This window comes from Flavobacterium jejuense (genome assembly GCF_006491595.2).
Taxonomy (GTDB): Bacteria; Bacteroidota; Bacteroidia; order Flavobacteriales; family Flavobacteriaceae; genus Flavobacterium; species Flavobacterium jejuense.
On record NZ_VEVQ02000003.1, the window covers coordinates 74,081 to 91,633 of the forward strand.

Sequence of the window (17,553 nt, forward strand, 5' to 3'; positions counted from 1 at the left end):
TTATTTTCTTTTTACACCTATTCCATAATAAGAGATAGATTTATATGTACTTTCATGTTCATTTTCAAATACCAAACCTGCCTCCCTTTGTAAATATTCTTTTTTTATTCCAATAACAGCATCACAACATTTTTTATTTGCTAATTTCTTAAGTACATTAATTACATCAATATCTTTATCAAAATTAGCTCCCTGAACCTCAATGAGTCCCACTTTTTCATATTCAAAAGTAATCGGTTCGCCGTCAAAAAATAAATCTACAATAGAATCTTTTTTAGTACAACTTGCTAATTCATTACCTACTGGAGTAAAAATTTCCTTAGGATAGTATCCTATACAAGAATTTAATAGAAAAAGAATAAGACTTAGGCTTATAAAAACTCTAAACATTTTTTTAATATTTTAACCATTTAAACAATTCTTTCCAAGTTGGTTTTTTACCATACATCAATATTCCCACACGATATATTTTTGCTGCAAACCATACTACAAAAGTAAAGGTTCCAAATAAAATAACAAGAGATAAAACTAACTGCCACCAAGGCACTCCAAAAGGAATTCGCATTAACATAACTATGGGCGATGTAAATGGAATAATTGAAAAAACAGTAGCTACTGTTCCGTGTGGATCATTTATAACAGTAAAGAAACCTATATAAACTCCTAAAATTAAAGGCATAATAATAGGTAGTAGAAATTGTTGAGAATCTGTTTCTGAATCTACTGCTGCTCCTATGGCTGCATATAACGAACTATATAAAAAATAACCTCCTATAAAATAAAGAATAAAACTTACCAGCATTAATGTTAACGGTAAGTTCATAAGTTCAGTCCAATAAGATTGAAATTTTAACATTCCTTCAGATTGTCCAGCAGCAGCCATCATTTCTGGTGACAAGGAAGCACTTGAATTTAGTTGTAAGCCAAAGAATGTTTGTGCCACAAATGCTAAAAGTAATCCTACAATAATCCAAATCAAAAATTGAAGAATTCCTGCCAAAGAATTTCCAATAATTTTACCCATCATTAGTTGGAATGGTTTTACAGAAGAAATTATAATTTCAATGATTCGATTGGTTTTTTCTTCAATTACACTTCGCATTACAAAATTACCATATATAATAATGAACATCATAATTAAATAACCCATTAAACCGCCAATAGCAATTTTTATTTCATTTAATCCTTTTAAACTTTCTTCTCCTGAAAATTTAGACAATTTCAGTGTTGAATCAACTTTTGCTTCTTCTATTTTCTTTTCATCTAATCCTAAAATTCTTAATTGATTAGATGTTAAAACAGAATCTACTATTTTTTCAACATGTCCAATAAAATTTATACTTGCACTATTTTCAGAAATATATTCCACTTTGTCTTTTATGAGTTGTAACGAATCTACTTTGGGTATATATAATAACCCTTCATAATTCCTAGCTGCTGAATCTTTTGCAATCCCAAAAGGCATTGTTGAAATATCTGAATAATGAAAATCCTTATTATTTTTAAAATTAGTTTTTATAAAACCTCCTTCATCATGGATGGCTATTTCTGTAGCCTTGTCTTTATTCATGGTGGATAAAAAACCAACTAACGCTGCTATTCCTACAAACAACAAAGGACTTAAAAATGTCATTACAATAAAAGATTTGTTTCTAACTTTTGCAATGAATTCTCTTTTTATAATTAAGAATAATTTGTTCATTTTTTTTGATTATTAGTTTAGCACTTGCTTAGTAATTATTACTTTGAAACAGCCTGAATAAAAATATCATTTACACTGGGTATTTTTTCTACGAAATGGGTTACTTGGCCAAAACTAGTTAGTATAGACAACAGCTCATTTGATGTATGATTTCCTATTTTAACTTCTAACTTTATATCATCATTAAGCGATTTAAAAATAGTTTGTTCTACAGAAAACTTCTGTGTTAATTGATACATTAATCCTTCTATATCGTTTGTTAAAACACCTATTTGAAAAGTATTGGTTCTGTATTGTTGTTTTACATCATTTAATTTACCTTCAATAAGCTTATTCGACTTATGTATTAAAGCAATATAGTTACACATTTCTTCTACACTTTCCATACGGTGTGTAGAGAATATAACAGATGTACCTTGTTTATTTAATTCTATAATTTCATCCTTAATCAAATTAGCATTTACAGGATCAAAACCTGAAAAAGGTTCGTCTAATATTAATAATTTTGGTTTGTGAAGTACTGTCACAACAAATTGAATTTTTTGAGCCATTCCTTTAGATAATTCTTGGATTTTTTTATTCCACCAATCCTCTATCCCAAATTTTTCGAACCAATATTTCAATTGCTTTTTAGCTTCTTGATGCGATAATCCTTTTAATTGAGCTAAATACAAACACTGTTCTCCTACTTTCATGGTTTTATACAAACCACGCTCTTCAGGCAGATAACCTATATATTGAATGTGATCTGGTTTTAAAACTTCACCATCTAATAATACCTGACCAGAATCTGGCATGGTGATTTGATTAATAATTCTAATTAGTGTCGTCTTACCAGCTCCATTAGGTCCTAAAAGACCATATATACTTCCAGATGGCACAGCAAGAGAAACATTATTTAAGGCTGTGTAATTACCATATTGTTTGACTACATTATTAACTTCAAGAATATTGCTCATATATTTTTTGTTTTTAAGCTGCCACTGCACTACTGTTTAAAATAATTAAACCGTGTATTATTGATAAATATAGTATTTCTGACTGTTCTATGGAAGAAATCATATCATTTTCAACTATATAATAATTTGTTTTCTAGTTTTTCCAACTAAATTTTCTAGAAATTGTACACTATTGATGGTTTGAATTGTTTACCAATATATAATTGGATTTCCAAATACTTTCCATTTTTACAAACATCTTTTTTACAATACCCTTTTTTTGAGAGATAATTGTTATAGATGAGTTCCAATTGAAACTAAACTCTAAAAGAACTGTAACATTTTTTTTAACTATAAAATCCAGCTTCCAAACACTTGGCTTTTCAAAGATGTAATTTGATCCATTTTTACAATTTATATAAGGTTTTGAATTAAACCAATCCTTATAGTTCATTTCAGCAACAACAGAATTATCTGCTAAAAAAATCAATTTCTTGTAGTTTTCATGTGTTACTAAATAGTGCATAATTAGGAATTTATACAAATTAGTAGGAAATTTAAGAAAATGTTACAAAAAACCCATCCCTTTTTTACGAAGGATGGGAAAAATTGCTATGAAAAAGAAAAATTCACTTTCCGTAAGGAAGTGAATTTCAAATGTATATATTTTTATCCAATTATGAAAACATATCCTTTACTTTTTCAAAAAAAGATTTATCTGATTTTTCAGGGGATGGCCTGAAATTATCATCACTTAACATATTTTCAAAAAAGACTTTTTGTTCTTTATTTAAAGTTTTAGGAGTCCAAACATTAACATGCACCAATAAGTCCCCATTTCCATAACCATTTAAGCTAGGAATTCCCTTACCTTTCAAACGAAGTATTTTACCTGATTGTATTCCTTCTTCTAATTTTATTCTTACTTTTCCGCCTACTGCTTCAATCTCTTTTGAAATACCCAAAGCTGCTTCTGGAAAGCTGATATATAAATCATAATGAAGGTTTTCACCTTCACGTTTTAGAAAATCATGTTCCAATTCCTCAATTGCTACAATTAAGTCACCAGGAACACTATTGTTACCAGGAGCTTCATTCCCTTTGTTAGAAACCTTTAACTGCATACCGTCTACAACTCCCGCTGGAATTTTAATTGATACAGTATCATCTTCCATTATCATACCTTGAGCATCTGCACCAGAAGGTTTAGCATCTAATATTTGACCAGAACCTCCACATGCATTACAAGTAGAAGCTGTTTGCATTCTTCCAAGAATAGTATTTGCTACTCTCATGATTTGTCCACTTCCATTACAAGTAGAACAAGTTCTATAAGTAACTCCTTTAGCTTGAACTTTACGTTTTACTTTTACTTTCTTTTCAACACCATTAACAATGTCTTCTAAAGTAAGCTTTACTTTAATTCTAAGATTACTTCCTTTCACTCTTCTTTGACCTCCACCATTAAATCCTCCACCAAATCCTCCACCGAAAGCACTTCCAAAAATATCTCCAAACTGACTAAAGATGTCATCCATATTCATGTGACCGCCACCTCCAAAACCACCAGCACCATCAAATGCAGCATGACCATATTGATCATAACGTGCTTTTTTGTCAGCATCACTTAAAACTTCATATGCTTCAGCAGCCAATTTAAAATTTTCTTCAGCTTGTGTGTCACCAGGATTTTTATCTGGATGATATTGAATTGCTTTTTTTCTATAAGCTTTCTTTATTTCTTCTGCGGAGGCACCTTTGCTAATACCTAATATTTCGTAAAAATCTTTTTTCATATATACAGTTTTCAACTTGTTATCGATACATCCTAAACTATTTAGAATACTCGAACTGACAATTTGTATTCTTAATTACCTATTACAACTTTAGGAAAACGAATAATCTTATCTCCAAGTTTATATCCTTTTTCAATAACATCTACTATTTTTCCTTTTAAATCATCAGAAGGAGCCGGAATTTGAGTAATTGCTTCAGCAAAATCAGCATTAAAAACATCTCCAGATTTAATTTCCACAACTTCTAACCCTTTAGAAACTAACGTTGATTTTAGTTTTTCATGAATCAACTCTACTCCTTTTACCAATGCTTCATCTTCTGATTTAGAAACTTGTTCCCAAGCTCTGTCAAAATCATCCAACACAGGCAACATAGACTGTAAAACTTCCTGATTAGCTGTTTTAAATAAATCAATTCGCTCTTTAGAGGTTCTTTTTTTGTAATTTTCAAATTCAGCAAATAAACGCAAAAACTTATCTTTCTCCTTGGCTAAATCTTCCTGAAGTTGTTCTTCAACTGTTAACTCAACGGCTTGATCTTCTGAAACATTTCCCTCTTGAACAGTATCTTTTTCAATGTTTTCTTTCTCAATGTTTTCAGTATTATCTTGACTCATATTTATTTTTATTTAGATAAATTTTATTTTCTATAATTAGCAAATCTATTGCCAAAGACTAAAAAATGTCAAATTGTCATAATCATCAACAATATTACAGATTAAGTAATAGGTATTTTTAGCTTTTAAATTTGCCTTTTTATACATATATTTGAACCAATTCAAATCAAAATAAATATTTTAAAAATTTTATCATGAAAAAAAGCGTTTTAAGTTTGGCTTTAATTACAATCTTTTCTTTAAGTAGTTGTAAAAAAGAAACTCCAACAGAAAATACTGAAACAACAACAGAAAACACTACTACAGAAGTAGGTGTTTCAGGAAAATACAATGTAGATACTACTTTTTCAATAATTGATTGGGTAGGTTCTAAACCTGCTGGAAAACATACAGGAACAATTGCTATTAAAGAAGGTAATTTTGAAATTACTGATGGTAAGATTACTAATGGTTCTTTTATTATTGATATGACTTCTATCACGGTTACTGATTTAACAGAAGAGACTGGAAAAACCGATTTAGAAACTCATTTAAAAGGGACAGGTGAAAAAGAAGGAGAAGATCATTTCTTTAATACTTCTAAATTTCCAACAAGTAGTTTTAAAATAAATTCTGTTAGTGAAACTGATGGAAAATTCACAGTAAACGGAACTTTAACCATGAAAGACATCGCTAAAGAAATTAGTTTTCCTGCAGCTATTTCTATTAATGAAAATGAGGTTTCTTTAATTTCTGATTCTTTTAAAATTGATAGAACTTTATGGGGTGTTAACTATGCTTCAAAATCTATTTTTGATGATTTAAAAGATAAATTTGTTAATGACGAAATTGAACTTACTATAAAAGTTAAGGCTACTAAGTAATCTTAAATTTTGTTTTTTTATAAAAATGCCCCAAATAGTGTCTGACTTTTTGGGGCATTTTCATTATTAAAGACTTTTTCTATTTCAATAAATCTTGTAATGCTTTGTCTAATGAAGCAAACTTAAACTGAAATCCTTTATCTAATATCTTCCTTGCGCTTACATTCTGACTAGTAAATAAAATTTGATGCATCTCTCCTAAAACTAACTTTAAAAGAAACTTAGGAATATTTGGCATAAAATAAGGAGCATTAATCGTTTTTGCAATGGCTTTAGTTAACCCTTCATTAGTTACAGGATAAGGTGACACAGCATTATAAATTCCTTCAAGTTTATTTAAAAGTATATAATAATATATAGATGCTAAATCATGATTGTGTATCCAAGACTGATATTGTTTTCCTGTACCAAAAGCAGCACCAACACCAAATTTAATTGGTGTTGTCATTTTCTTAAGTGCACCACCTTCTTTAGCTAAAACAATTCCTGTTCTAACTTTAGTAACTGCTATTGAAATCCTTTTAAAATGATCTACTTCCTTTTCCCATTTTAAAACAACTTCTCCTAAAAAAGAATCATCAACTTCTTCTTCATTCTCCTTATAAACAACATCATAGCTATTTGGATAAATTCCAATAGCAGAAGCTGAAATAATGTGCTTTACCTGATTTTGATTTTTTGACAATGTCTGAAATATTAATCGAGTAGATAAAACTCTACTATTAATTATCTCTTCTTTATAGGAAGTAGTCCATCTTTCAGAGACAGAAGCACCAGCAAGATGTATTATCACATCCACTTCATCAAATGCATTTTTATCGATTTCACCAGCGTTTGGGTTCCAATAAAAACCTTTATAATTAGATTCTGAAACTAATTTTGATTTTGAAGTAGATAAATAATGTATAGATATACCATTCTGCAATAACAAGTCTGACAACTCGTTACCAACTAGACCAGTAGCCCCTGTTATTAAAACTTTCATACAATTACGTTTTATACAAAAATACGAAGTATTAAACCTAACATCAATTAATTAACTAACGTTAACATGTGTTGAAAATTTATCCTCTTACCTTTACTGTCCATTCAAACAACATTTCAGAAACTTGTTCTCCTTTTTCATTTACACCTATAGATGTAACCCATATAGTTTGACCTTCTTTAGTATCTATTGCTTTTTGAATCGCTTCTTTAATATCGTTACCTTGTATACAAGTAAAAGCTATTCTACCAGTTGCTTTTTTAGTAAAAGAACCTTTATTATTAGCCACTAACATAGAAATATTAGCACCACTTTCCTTTATTTGATACATCACTAAAGCTCCTGTAGTAAACTCTGCAGCCATAGCTTGGACAGCAAAATACATTGATTTAAATGGATTTTGATTAAACCATCTATGTTTTACAGTTACTACACAGTGTTCACTTGTAATCTCTTTTACTCTTACGCCACACCAATAGGCTGCAGGTAATTTAAAGAACATAAAAGCATTTAATTTTGAAGGTGTAAATCGCATAATTTCTATATTTTTTGTAAAAATACAAAAAATACTATGCATTCATACTATTTTTAGTAATTGTTAATTTTATGTTAAAAAATAGTACTATGCGTAACATAATACTAGTTTTTAGACTTATCTTTGTATAAGAAATTAATAGCTATAAGATAGTTCTTTAAAAAAAACAATAAAAACAAAAATAGATTATGGAAACATCAAACGAAAAAAGTATAGGATCACTAATTCATTTAAGCACATTAAGTCAATACTTAATCCCTTTTGGTAATTATTTATTTCCTCTATTATTATGGACTTCAAAAAAAGAAAAATCAGCTTTTGTAGATTATAATGGAAAACAAGCCTTAAATTTTCAATTAAGTATTTTACTATATTCTTTAATAGCCTTAATAATTGCAATACCTACTTGTTTATATTGGTTTATAAGTATTGCTGAGAAACTAGAAATAAGCGATAATCAAGTTACAATAAGAGAAATTATTACAACTCAAAACATAACAGGAATGGTTATTCTTGGCTTAGTAGCCTTAATTCTAGTGTTCTTTTTAAAACTAAGTGAATTTTTTCTAATCATTTATGCCTCTTTTAAAAGTGCTAATGGAGAGTATTATAACTACCCGCTAACAATCAATTTTATAAAATAGTTTCAATCATCAAATCAATCAATCAAATCGTCTGAACCTTATTAAAATTTGGAACAGAAAAATCAAAAAATGAACAGTTTAATTAAAAACAAAATGAATTATGAATATTGAAAACACAAAAGCTCAAATGAGAAAAGGTGTTTTAGAGTTCTGCATCCTTTCTGTATTAAAAGTAAATGATGCCTATACTTCTGAAATTCTAGAGACTCTAAAAAACGCGAAATTACTAGTAGTTGAAGGAACTGTTTACCCTTTATTAACTAGGTTAAAAAATGATGGCTTATTAAGTTATCGTTGGGAAGAATCTACATCTGGACCACCAAGAAAATATTATGGATTAACCGAATTAGGTCAAGAATTTTTAAATGAATTAAACAACACTTGGACAGAATTATCTGATGCAGTGAATATAATAACACAAACTAGTCAAAAATAATAGTCATGAACAAAACAATTAGTATAAATTTAGGAGGTTTCTTTTTTCATATAGATGAAGATGCGTATCAAAAATTAACACGTTATTTTGATGCTGTGAAACGATCACTTTCTCCAGAAGGAAGAGATGAGATAATAAAAGACATAGAAAGTAGAATAGCAGAACTTTTTCAGGAAAGAATTAAGAGCGAAAAACAAGTTATTAGTCTAACTGAAATAGACGAGGTTATTGCTATTATGGGACAACCAGAAGACTATAAAATAGATGAAGAGACATCTTATTCTAATGATTCTTCGTATACTAGCACTACAAAAACGGGGAAATCAAGAAAATTATTTAGAGATAAAGACAACGCTATTTTAGGTGGTGTTTCAGCAGGTTTTGGTCACTACTTTAATATTGATCCGCTTTGGATTCGATTAGGTATTGTGTTAATTGTTGTAGCTGGTGTAGGTAGCCCAATATTAATCTATCTCCTTTTATGGATTATAGTTCCTGAAGCTGTAACTACCTCTCAAAAACTAGAAATGAGAGGAGAACCTATCAATATTTCAAATATCGAAAAAAAAGTTAAAGAAGGAATACATGAAATTACTGATAAAATAAATAATTTAGATCACCAAAAAATTGCAAATTCTGCAAGATCTGGTGCAAATCAAATTGGTTCAACATTAAGCGATTTATTCCTTGGCTTTTTTAAAATAGTTGCAAAAATAGTTGGTGTATTTATTATTTTCTTTTCAGCTTTAGTATTGTTAGGTATTATCGTAAGTTCTTTATTTATGATATTTTCATCATCATTACCTAACTCATATATCTTTAACAATATCCATACACCATTGGACTTTGATGTTCCTATGTGGATTCAGGGATTATTATTGTTATTTAGTGTTGGAATACCTTTATTTTTCTTACTAATACTTGGCTTAAAATTATTAGTAAATAATATGAAATCTATTGGAAATTATTTCAAATACTCTTTGTTAGCTGTCTGGATTGTATCTATTATAGGAATTACATATTTAGGAATACAGCAAGCTACTGCAATAGGTTTTGAAGGTAAAACGGTAAAAAAAGAACAATTATTTATACAACCCACAGATACCTTACATGTAAGAATGCAATACAATAATTATTATGCAAAAAGTATTCATGAAAGAGAAAATCATAAATACAGACATGATGAAAACAATAAAGAAATTATTTATTCTACAAAAGTGAGAGTACATTTTCTTAAAACAGAAGAAAACCAACCTTTCATACAAGTAGAAAGGTCAGCTACTGGAAAATCTCATAAAGAAGCTACTAGTCGTTCAGAAAAAATTAGATATAATTTTGACATTCAAGGAAATAGAGTTAATTTAGACAATTATTTCATAACTGCTTTTGGAAATAAATTTAGAGACCAAGAAGTCAATATTTACATCTATTTACCAAAAGGTACTTATGTACAACCTGATGAAAGCGTACAAGATTATGATTGGTCTGATAACGATTTCTTCAATCTACATTATAGTTCAGATGACTATGTTTACAAAGTAGAAGATAATAAAGTGATATGTACCAATTGTCCTGAGGAGGAAAACGACGACGACGACGATGATTCAGAAAGAGTTGAAAACATGTCTATTCGTTTAAACAACAAAGAATTAAAAATCAATGTAACTGAAGATAAACTTAGCATTGAAACTGAATAAATTAAAATAACAACTAATAAACAAATTGTCATGACTAAATTAATTATTCAAATTACCAAAGCGATTGTAACAATCATTTCAGTATTGTTATTACAATCGTGCGTAAATTCAAATTGGAATAACGAAACTATCTCTGGAAACGGAAAAATAGTAGAAGTAAGTAGAACTGTAACCGAAGACTTTAATGCTATTTCGGCTAAAAATGGGCTAGATGTAATCATTAATCAAGATAATACAAACAAGATTGTGGTTAAAGCCGATGAAAATCTGCAAGATCATATTTTTACCCAAATTAAAGAAGGAACACTTGTAATTTATTCGGATGTTAATATTTTAGATTCACAAGCTAAAAAAGTATATGTTTCTACCTCTAATTTAAACAAATTATCATCATCTAGTGGTGCTAGTGTTACTAGTGACAAAGAACTAAATTTTGAGAACCTAGAAGTAGAGTCTAGCAGTGGAAGTACTATAAACATTGACGTTGTTGCCAATACTTTATCTTGTGAAAGCAGTAGCGGAAGTACTATAATTGCTAAAGGGAAAACCAATACACTAAACACAAAGTCTTCAAGCGGAAGCAACATCAGTTTAGGAAAACTAATTGCTCAAAATGGACAATCTGAGTCTTCTAGCGGAAGCTCTACAAGAGTTAATGTTATCAATGAATTAAAAGCCGATGCCTCAAGTGGAAGTAGTATTAATGTCGTTACTAAACCGAATTCATTACAAGTAGAAGAAAGCTCGGGCGGAAGCGTTCATTCAAAATAACATCTTTTACAAAACATCAGTCTACAGCTGATGTTTTTTTTTATATTTGTCTTAAGTTAAACATTCAATTTTAAAAAAACTTTTGGAATGATTATTGAATAGTTTAATCCGTCAAATTATAATTTATTAAAATGAAACAAATTGCATTTTTACTTTTAGTGTTATTTTCATCCACCATTAGTTTAGCTCAAAAAAAAGACAAAATTAAAGGTTCCAAAATTATTACCCATACTATAAAAGAGGTTGAAAGTTTTGAAAATATTGAAATTGAAGATAATATTGAAATTTATCTAGTAAAAGCAGATACACCATCTATCGAAATTGAAGCAGATGATAATTTACATGATGTTGTTAATTTTTCTATAACAGGAAATACACTTCGCATTACAACTCTAAAGACAGTTAGTAGTGCTAAAAAATTTGATTTACGTATCAATTATGCGTCTGAATTAAAGTTAATTACTGTAAAAAACGATGCCAAACTACACGCTCTAAATGCCTTACAACTAGATAGCATCACTATCAAAAACTTTGATAATTCGGTTTCTTACTTAAATGTAAACTCTACTTCTTTTACTTTAATTTTAAATGACAAATCAGAAGCAGAAATTAATGTAAAAGCTCAAAATACTACTCTTCAACTTAGCAAAAATGCTGAACTTAAAGCTTTAGTAGCTTCACCAGAAGTTAAAATAGATCTTTATGAAAGAGCAGAGGCAAAAATTGAAGGAGATGCCACTAATGCGAAAATAAGATTAGACAATAATGCTAATTTAATAGCCAATAAGTTTAGTGTGGCTTCTGTAGATTTAACAATTGAAAACTATGCAAAATGCGAAGTAAAAGCAATTAATGACATTGCTATTTCTGCTTCTGGAAAAACCCAAATTGAATTATTTGGTGAACCAAAAATTGAAATAAAAAAATTCACAAACACAACTACTTTATATAAAAAAGAAAACTAATGCGATTAAATATTCTTTTATTCCTTTTTATTACAAGTATTAGTTTTAGTCAAAATACTAAAACTTTTCCAACTGATTTTTTTGGAAAATATAAAGGTAAATTGAATATCTATAACCAAAGTGGCAATCAAGTAATTGATATGGAATTACATTTATTACCTACAGATACTATTGGTAAATACCGTTACACAATTATTTACAAATCTGATAAAACGAACCAAGAAAGAAAATATACTTTAATAGAAAAAGACAAAGCTAAAGGAGTATTTATTATAGATGAAAATAACGGTATCTTATTAAATGCGTTAGTAAAAGACAATACATTATATTCGATTTTTGAAGTACAAAATAGCTTACTCACTACTACAGAACATTTCAAAGAAAACTATGTTGATTTTGAAATTATGTATACCCATAAAACTAAAGTTGAAAAATCAGGAGATAATACTGAGGAAAATCCAGAAGTCTTATCCTATCCAGTTATGAATGTTCAAAAAGCGAGATTGTTTAGAGAATAAAAAATGTCATTCTAAACGAAACAAATCTTATACGATTATAACTTTTAGAATGACATTCTTTACTATTTTAAAAACTTAATTTTTAATGTTTTGCAGCCAAGTAACGCTCAGCATCTAGTGCAGCCATACAACCTGTTCCAGCTGCAGTAATAGCTTGTCTATAAACATGATCAGCAGCATCACCACCTACGAAAACACCTGCTACATTTGTTTTAGCAGTTCCAGGAATATTTTTAATGTATCCTGTTTCGTCTAAATCCAAATAATCTGCAAAAATATCAGTATTTGGCTTGTGACCTATCGCTACAAAAAATCCTGTTGCTGGAATTTCTGTAACTTCACCTGTAGTTCTGTTTTTAGCTTTTACAGCGGTTACAACTTGACCATCACCCACAACTTCTTCCGTTTCTGTGTGTAATAAAATTTCAATATTTGGTGTATTTCTAACACGCTCTTCCATAATTCTAGAAGCTCTGAATTTATCACTTCTAACTAACATAGTTACTTTTTTACAAATGTTAGATAAATAATGTGCTTCTTCACAAGCACTATCTCCTGCTCCAACGATTACCACTTCTTGGTTTCTATAAAAGAAACCGTCACAAACAGCACAAGCCGAAACTCCACCACCTAATTGTAGATACTTTTGTTCAGAAGGTAATCCTAAATATTTAGCAGTTGCTCCTGTAGAAATAATTACAGTGTCTGCATGAATTTCAATCGTATCATTGATCCATACTTTATGAATAGCTCCTGAAAAATCTACTTTAGTTGCCCAACCATCTCGTATATCTGAACCAAAACGTTTCGCTTGCTCTTGCAATTGCACCATCATTTCTGGTCCAGTTACACCATCAGGATAACCTGGAAAATTTTCTACCTCATTTGTAGTAGTTAATTGTCCTCCAGGTTGTTGCCCTTGATATAAAACTGGAAACATATTCGCTCTAGCTGCATAAATCGCTGCAGTATAACCTGCTGGTCCAGAACCTATTATTAAACATTTTACTTTTTCTATTGTATCTGACATGATCTATTGTATTTATTGAAGCTCCAAAAGTAAGGATTTTGAGGCAAATGAAATGTACTATTACTTACAAAATAACTATTTTACAATAAGCTTTATTTATTCTCTTGCAACTTATTTAACAGGACCTCAAAATCTACTTTTTCTTGTTCGCCTGAAGCTAAATTTTTAATTCCAAATTGATTGTTTCTCATTTCTTCTTCTCCGACTATTACAGCAAAAGGAATCCCTCTTTTATCAGCATGTTGAAATTGTTTACCAATTTTAGTAGCATCAGGATACATTTCTACTTTTATTCCTACTTGTCTTAATTTGGCAACAGCTTTCATAGCGTATTTCGCTTCTTCTAATCCAAAATTTAAAAACAATGCTTTTGAAGTTTCAGTAACCGTTTCTGGAAACAAACCCAATTCTTCGATGACCAAAGCAATTCGGTCCAAGCCAAAAGAGATCCCAACACCACTCATGTTTTTTAATCCGAAAATTCCAGTTAGATCATCATAACGACCACCACCACCAATAGAACCCATTTTTACTTCTTTAGGTGCTGACACTTCAAAGATAGCTCCAGTATAATAATTTAAACCACGTGCTAAAGTAACATCTAAATCTAAAGTTGCAGTTTGTAAACCAATTTCATTTACATTATCGCAAATAAATAATAGTTCTTCCACTCCTTTCATTCCTTCTTCTGAAGAAGCTAATAAATCTCCTAATTTTGTTATTTTTTCAGAAATTGTTCCTGTGAAACTAAATAAAGGTTGCACTTTTTCGATAGCACTTTCAGAAATTCCTTTTTCGAGCATCTCTTTCTTTACACCTTCTTCTCCTATTTTATCTAATTTATCTAAAGCAACCGTAAAATCGATTAACTTATCAGAAGCACCAATTACCTCAGCAATTCCTGATAAGATTTTACGATTGTTGATTTTAATAGTAACTCCATTTAAACCCAATTGACTAAAAACCGAATCATACAATTGTGCCAATTCTACTTCTTGCCAAAGCGAATTGGAACCTACTACGTCAGCATCACATTGAAAAAACTCTCTAAAACGACCTTTTTGAGGATTATCTGCTCTCCAAACAGGTTGAATTTGGTATCTTTTAAATGGAAATTCAATTTCATTTTGGTGCTGGACAACATAACGCGCAAAAGGAACCGTTAAATCGTAACGAAGTGCTTTTTCTGAGATTTTCCCTGTGAATTTATTTAATTCTATACGTTGCTCAATAGAAATTGTTTCCGCTGAATTTATTTGTAATTCTTCTATAGATTCTGGTATCTCTATTTTACTTTTCTTGTTATAGAAAAAATTCCCCGAATTCAAAATCTTAAAAATAAGTCGATCTCCTTCTTCGCCATATTTTCCCATTAAGGTTTCTGAGTTTTCAAAAGAAGGAGTTTCAATAGGTTGGAAACCAAATTTTTCAAAATTGGTTTTTATTGTACTAAAAATATAATTGCGTTTTGCTACTTCAACAGGTGAAAAATCACGAGTTCCTTTTGGTATACTTGGTTTTTGAGCCATTTTTATGAATGTGTCAATTTGATAATGTGTCAATGTGTCAATTGAAAAATGCACCGTATAAATAGTTACATTTTCTTTAGAACATCTAAAATGCAAATATCGAATTTATTACTGATTAAGAAAAATTATAAAACTAATTACTAATAACTTTTCACTAATTACTAAAAAAATGTAACAAATCTTCTCTTTTAAAGTCTAATAGTCGTTATGGTAGGATTATTTAAAGAAAATACAAGGATAGCTCTAGACTCTATAAAGGGTCAAGTGTTGCGTACAGCATTAACGGTTTTAATTATCATGATAGGAATTACCTTTTTAGTAGGTATTCTTACCTTGACTAAGGCCTTGGAAAATAATTTATTTGGAAATTTTGCTTCTATGGGAGCCAATACTTTTTCAATAAGTCGCTATGATTTTTCGGCAGAAATTAATCGAAATGATGTTGAACAAAAAGTGAATCCTATAATTAGTTACCCACAAGCAAAAGCTTTTAAAGATAAATTTACTTTTCCGTTTACATCTACGTCTTTATCTTTCACAGCAGCTTCTGGAATTGAAGTAAAACACCAAGGTGATAAAACTGATCCCGAAATTAATATTATAGGAATTGATGAAAATTTTTGCCCTAACAAAGGTTTGGAAGTTACAACAGGAAGAAACTTTAATTCTTTTGATGTAGCTAATAATAATTATGTTTGTATTTTAGGTTCTGACTTTCTGAAAGGCCTTTTTAAAAATAAAAATCCTTTAGAAAAAACCATTTCTATTCGTGGAGCTAAATTTAAAGTAATAGGTGTTTTAAAAGAGAAAGGTTCTACTTTTGGCAACAGTCAAGATTTGCGTGTTCTAATTCCTAATCAAATTGCACGTTCAATTTTTTCAACTCCAAATATAAATTATGATTTAGATATTAAAGTACATAACGAAGCGCTTTTAGACGAAGCTGTTGATGATGCTACTTTAACCATGCGATTGATTCGAAAATTAAATCCAATACAAAAAAACAACTTTGGTATTGAACGTAGTGACGATTTAATTCAAACTTTAGGTTCAAATTTAGCTGTGATTAACTTAGTAGCTGTAATTATTGGTGCTATAACCGTTTTTGGTTCAACCATTGCTCTTATGAATATTATGCTTGTTTCTGTTAGTGAGCGTACAAGGGAAATTGGTATTAGAAAATCACTTGGTGCAAAAAGAAGCACAATCGCTTGGCAATTTTTTACTGAGACTTTTATTATCAGTCAAATAGGAGGGTTTTTAGGAATTATCTTTGGAATAATACTAGGAACTGCTATTTCTTTAGTTGCAGGATTTTCTTTTGTAATTCCTTGGCTTGCTATGTTTGCCGCTTTTATAACAACACTAATCGTAACCATTATTTCTGGTTTATATCCTGCTATAAAAGCATCAAAACTAGATCCTGTGGAAGCGTTAAGATATGAATAACGTTTACTTTATAAAAAAACACCCTTTTCAAAAACATGAAAAGGGTGTTTTTTTTTAGACAATTAACTTTTATATTCTTAAACTAAACTTACTGGTTACAAAGTTTGCTTTTTGATTATCTGCTGGACCAGTTCCTGCTGTACAAATTTCAAAACCAGCTTGAATACTTGTCAGGTAATTAGTATTACTCATCCAACCCCAACTAACGGCATTATCAATAAATTTTTTTAAAGGTGCGTTAATATATCCTGTTCCGTTGTTACTGCCATTATATCCTGTAAGTTGAACGAAAGTTAGTACTTGTTGTTGTCCAATCGAACCTTTATATACGTTATAATATGCATTCCATACCCAAACATTTGACTTCCAAGGTGTGTTTATGTTGTTGTTTTCATTTATCGGCCACTGTCCTTTTCTTTTGGTCCAAATCATGATTTCATATTTGTTTGTACTTTGTTGATTTTGATTGGGATCAAACCAAATATCAAAACTAGAGTTATATTTTGCGCCACTACCTCCATCATTTAAAACATACATACTCCATTCTGCTGTTAAATTACTGGTGATGTTTTTAATTTGTTTTGGAAAGCCATTATTATTTCTAGAAACATTATTATAATGTCTTCCATACACTAAACCTGCATAAGATTTTACACCACTGTAAGAATATTTCCCAGTAGTTGTATAGGCCTTTACGCCCCAATTATTAATATCATTATACCAAACATACTGTTGAGGATCAGCTCCATAATCGCCATCATCTAACGACCAAATATTATTTTGTACAAATGCCCACCTATAATCAGGGTCATGATAAATACCATATTGACCTGTAACTGTTCCTGATCTAGAAGCAATAGTAGCGTTATCTTTTGTTTCTGTTACAAGATCTTGTTTGTCTTGATTGAAATCTTCTTCAGTTGAACACGAACTTAACAACATTGCTAAACAAGCAATTAATAGATAATTTTTCATCTTTTAATAGTTTTTAATAGTTAAATATTTTTTACTAGCTTACTACATCGATATAGTAACTGTTTTGTAAAAGTATTTTAACCACCACTAAAAAACTATAATA

Annotated in this window: 19 protein-coding genes; 8 read left to right on the plus strand and 11 right to left on the minus strand. The window is 29.8% G+C overall.

What is annotated here, in order from left to right; translation table 11 throughout:
• The 6 genes from FIA58_RS05240 to FIA58_RS05265 form a co-directional block, all read right to left on the minus strand.
• On the minus strand, window positions 1-390 hold the full coding sequence (locus FIA58_RS05240) for a hypothetical protein (protein ID WP_140960838.1): 390 nt from the start codon (window positions 388-390) through the stop codon (window positions 1-3).
• 4 nt (window positions 391-394) lie between these two features.
• Entirely contained in the window at window positions 395-1,702 is a 1,308-nt protein-coding gene (locus FIA58_RS05245) for an ABC transporter permease (protein WP_140960841.1), read from the minus strand.
• Between the two features lie 38 nt (window positions 1,703-1,740).
• Window positions 1,741-2,661 (minus strand): ABC transporter ATP-binding protein, encoded by a 921-nt coding sequence (locus FIA58_RS05250; protein WP_140960844.1) that lies wholly within the window; start codon window positions 2,659-2,661, stop codon window positions 1,741-1,743.
• A gap of 169 nt (window positions 2,662-2,830) precedes the next feature.
• Window positions 2,831-3,166 carry a hypothetical protein gene (locus FIA58_RS05255; RefSeq protein WP_140960847.1) on the minus strand — a complete coding sequence of 112 codons (336 nt, stop codon included), beginning with the start codon at window positions 3,164-3,166 and terminating at the stop codon, window positions 2,831-2,833.
• A gap of 151 nt (window positions 3,167-3,317) precedes the next feature.
• The gene (gene dnaJ / locus FIA58_RS05260) at window positions 3,318-4,436 is read right to left on the minus strand and encodes a molecular chaperone DnaJ (RefSeq protein ID WP_140960850.1); all 1,119 of its coding nucleotides are present in this window, start codon (window positions 4,434-4,436) and stop codon (window positions 3,318-3,320) included.
• Between the two features lie 71 nt (window positions 4,437-4,507).
• Entirely contained in the window at window positions 4,508-5,053 is a 546-nt protein-coding gene (locus FIA58_RS05265) for a nucleotide exchange factor GrpE (protein WP_140960853.1), read from the minus strand.
• A gap of 194 nt (window positions 5,054-5,247) precedes the next feature.
• Between FIA58_RS05265 and FIA58_RS05270 the strand changes: the two genes are divergently transcribed.
• Window positions 5,248-5,916, plus strand: coding sequence for a YceI family protein (locus FIA58_RS05270; protein WP_140960856.1), 669 nt, complete (start codon window positions 5,248-5,250; stop codon window positions 5,914-5,916).
• 79 nt (window positions 5,917-5,995) lie between these two features.
• Here the strand turns inward: FIA58_RS05270 and FIA58_RS05275 are convergent, their stop codons facing one another.
• The gene (locus tag FIA58_RS05275; RefSeq protein ID WP_140960859.1) at window positions 5,996-6,901 is read right to left on the minus strand and encodes a TIGR01777 family oxidoreductase; all 906 of its coding nucleotides are present in this window, start codon (window positions 6,899-6,901) and stop codon (window positions 5,996-5,998) included.
• Window positions 6,902-6,980: 79 nt separating this feature from the next.
• Window positions 6,981-7,436 carry a DUF4442 domain-containing protein gene (locus FIA58_RS05280; protein WP_140961510.1) on the minus strand — a complete coding sequence of 152 codons (456 nt, stop codon included), beginning with the start codon at window positions 7,434-7,436 and terminating at the stop codon, window positions 6,981-6,983.
• A gap of 188 nt (window positions 7,437-7,624) precedes the next feature.
• On the opposite strand from FIA58_RS05280, the gene FIA58_RS05285 reads away from it, so the two are divergent.
• The 6 genes from FIA58_RS05285 to FIA58_RS05310 all read left to right on the plus strand — a co-directional run bounded on the left by FIA58_RS05285 (window position 7,625) and on the right by FIA58_RS05310 (window position 12,467).
• On the plus strand, window positions 7,625-8,080 hold the full coding sequence (locus FIA58_RS05285; RefSeq protein ID WP_140960861.1) for a DUF4870 domain-containing protein: 456 nt from the start codon (window positions 7,625-7,627) through the stop codon (window positions 8,078-8,080).
• Window positions 8,081-8,180: 100 nt separating this feature from the next.
• Window positions 8,181-8,516: a PadR family transcriptional regulator gene (locus FIA58_RS05290; protein WP_140960864.1), complete on the plus strand. Its 336-nt coding sequence runs from the start codon at window positions 8,181-8,183 to the stop codon at window positions 8,514-8,516.
• A gap of 5 nt (window positions 8,517-8,521) precedes the next feature.
• Window positions 8,522-10,213, plus strand: a complete 1,692-nt coding sequence (locus FIA58_RS05295) for a PspC domain-containing protein (protein ID WP_140960866.1) — start codon at window positions 8,522-8,524, stop codon at window positions 10,211-10,213.
• A 30-nt stretch (window positions 10,214-10,243) separates the two neighbouring features.
• Window positions 10,244-10,984 (plus strand): head GIN domain-containing protein, encoded by a 741-nt coding sequence (locus FIA58_RS05300; RefSeq protein WP_140960869.1) that lies wholly within the window; start codon window positions 10,244-10,246, stop codon window positions 10,982-10,984.
• A gap of 131 nt (window positions 10,985-11,115) precedes the next feature.
• Window positions 11,116-11,949 carry a GIN domain-containing protein gene (locus FIA58_RS05305; RefSeq protein WP_140960871.1) on the plus strand — a complete coding sequence of 278 codons (834 nt, stop codon included), beginning with the start codon at window positions 11,116-11,118 and terminating at the stop codon, window positions 11,947-11,949.
• On the plus strand, window positions 11,949-12,467 hold the full coding sequence (locus tag FIA58_RS05310; protein ID WP_140960873.1) for a hypothetical protein: 519 nt from the start codon (window positions 11,949-11,951) through the stop codon (window positions 12,465-12,467). The genes FIA58_RS05305 and FIA58_RS05310 overlap by 1 nt, the downstream gene beginning before the upstream one ends.
• Window positions 12,468-12,549: 82 nt before the next feature.
• Here the strand turns inward: FIA58_RS05310 and trxB are convergent, their stop codons facing one another.
• Both trxB and hisS read right to left on the minus strand, forming a co-directional pair.
• Window positions 12,550-13,497 (minus strand): thioredoxin-disulfide reductase, encoded by a 948-nt coding sequence (trxB, locus tag FIA58_RS05315; RefSeq protein WP_140960875.1) that lies wholly within the window; start codon window positions 13,495-13,497, stop codon window positions 12,550-12,552.
• A gap of 92 nt (window positions 13,498-13,589) precedes the next feature.
• On the minus strand, window positions 13,590-15,026 hold the full coding sequence (hisS, locus tag FIA58_RS05320; protein ID WP_140961511.1) for a histidine--tRNA ligase: 1,437 nt from the start codon (window positions 15,024-15,026) through the stop codon (window positions 13,590-13,592).
• A gap of 207 nt (window positions 15,027-15,233) precedes the next feature.
• Between hisS and FIA58_RS05325 the strand changes: the two genes are divergently transcribed.
• Complete coding sequence (locus FIA58_RS05325) at window positions 15,234-16,475, plus strand: ABC transporter permease (RefSeq protein WP_140960878.1); 1,242 nt, start codon at window positions 15,234-15,236, stop codon at window positions 16,473-16,475.
• A gap of 69 nt (window positions 16,476-16,544) precedes the next feature.
• Here the strand turns inward: FIA58_RS05325 and FIA58_RS05330 are convergent, their stop codons facing one another.
• Complete coding sequence (locus FIA58_RS05330; RefSeq protein WP_140960881.1) at window positions 16,545-17,450, minus strand: glycoside hydrolase family 12 protein; 906 nt, start codon at window positions 17,448-17,450, stop codon at window positions 16,545-16,547.
• Between the last annotated feature and the right edge of the window lie 103 nt (window positions 17,451-17,553).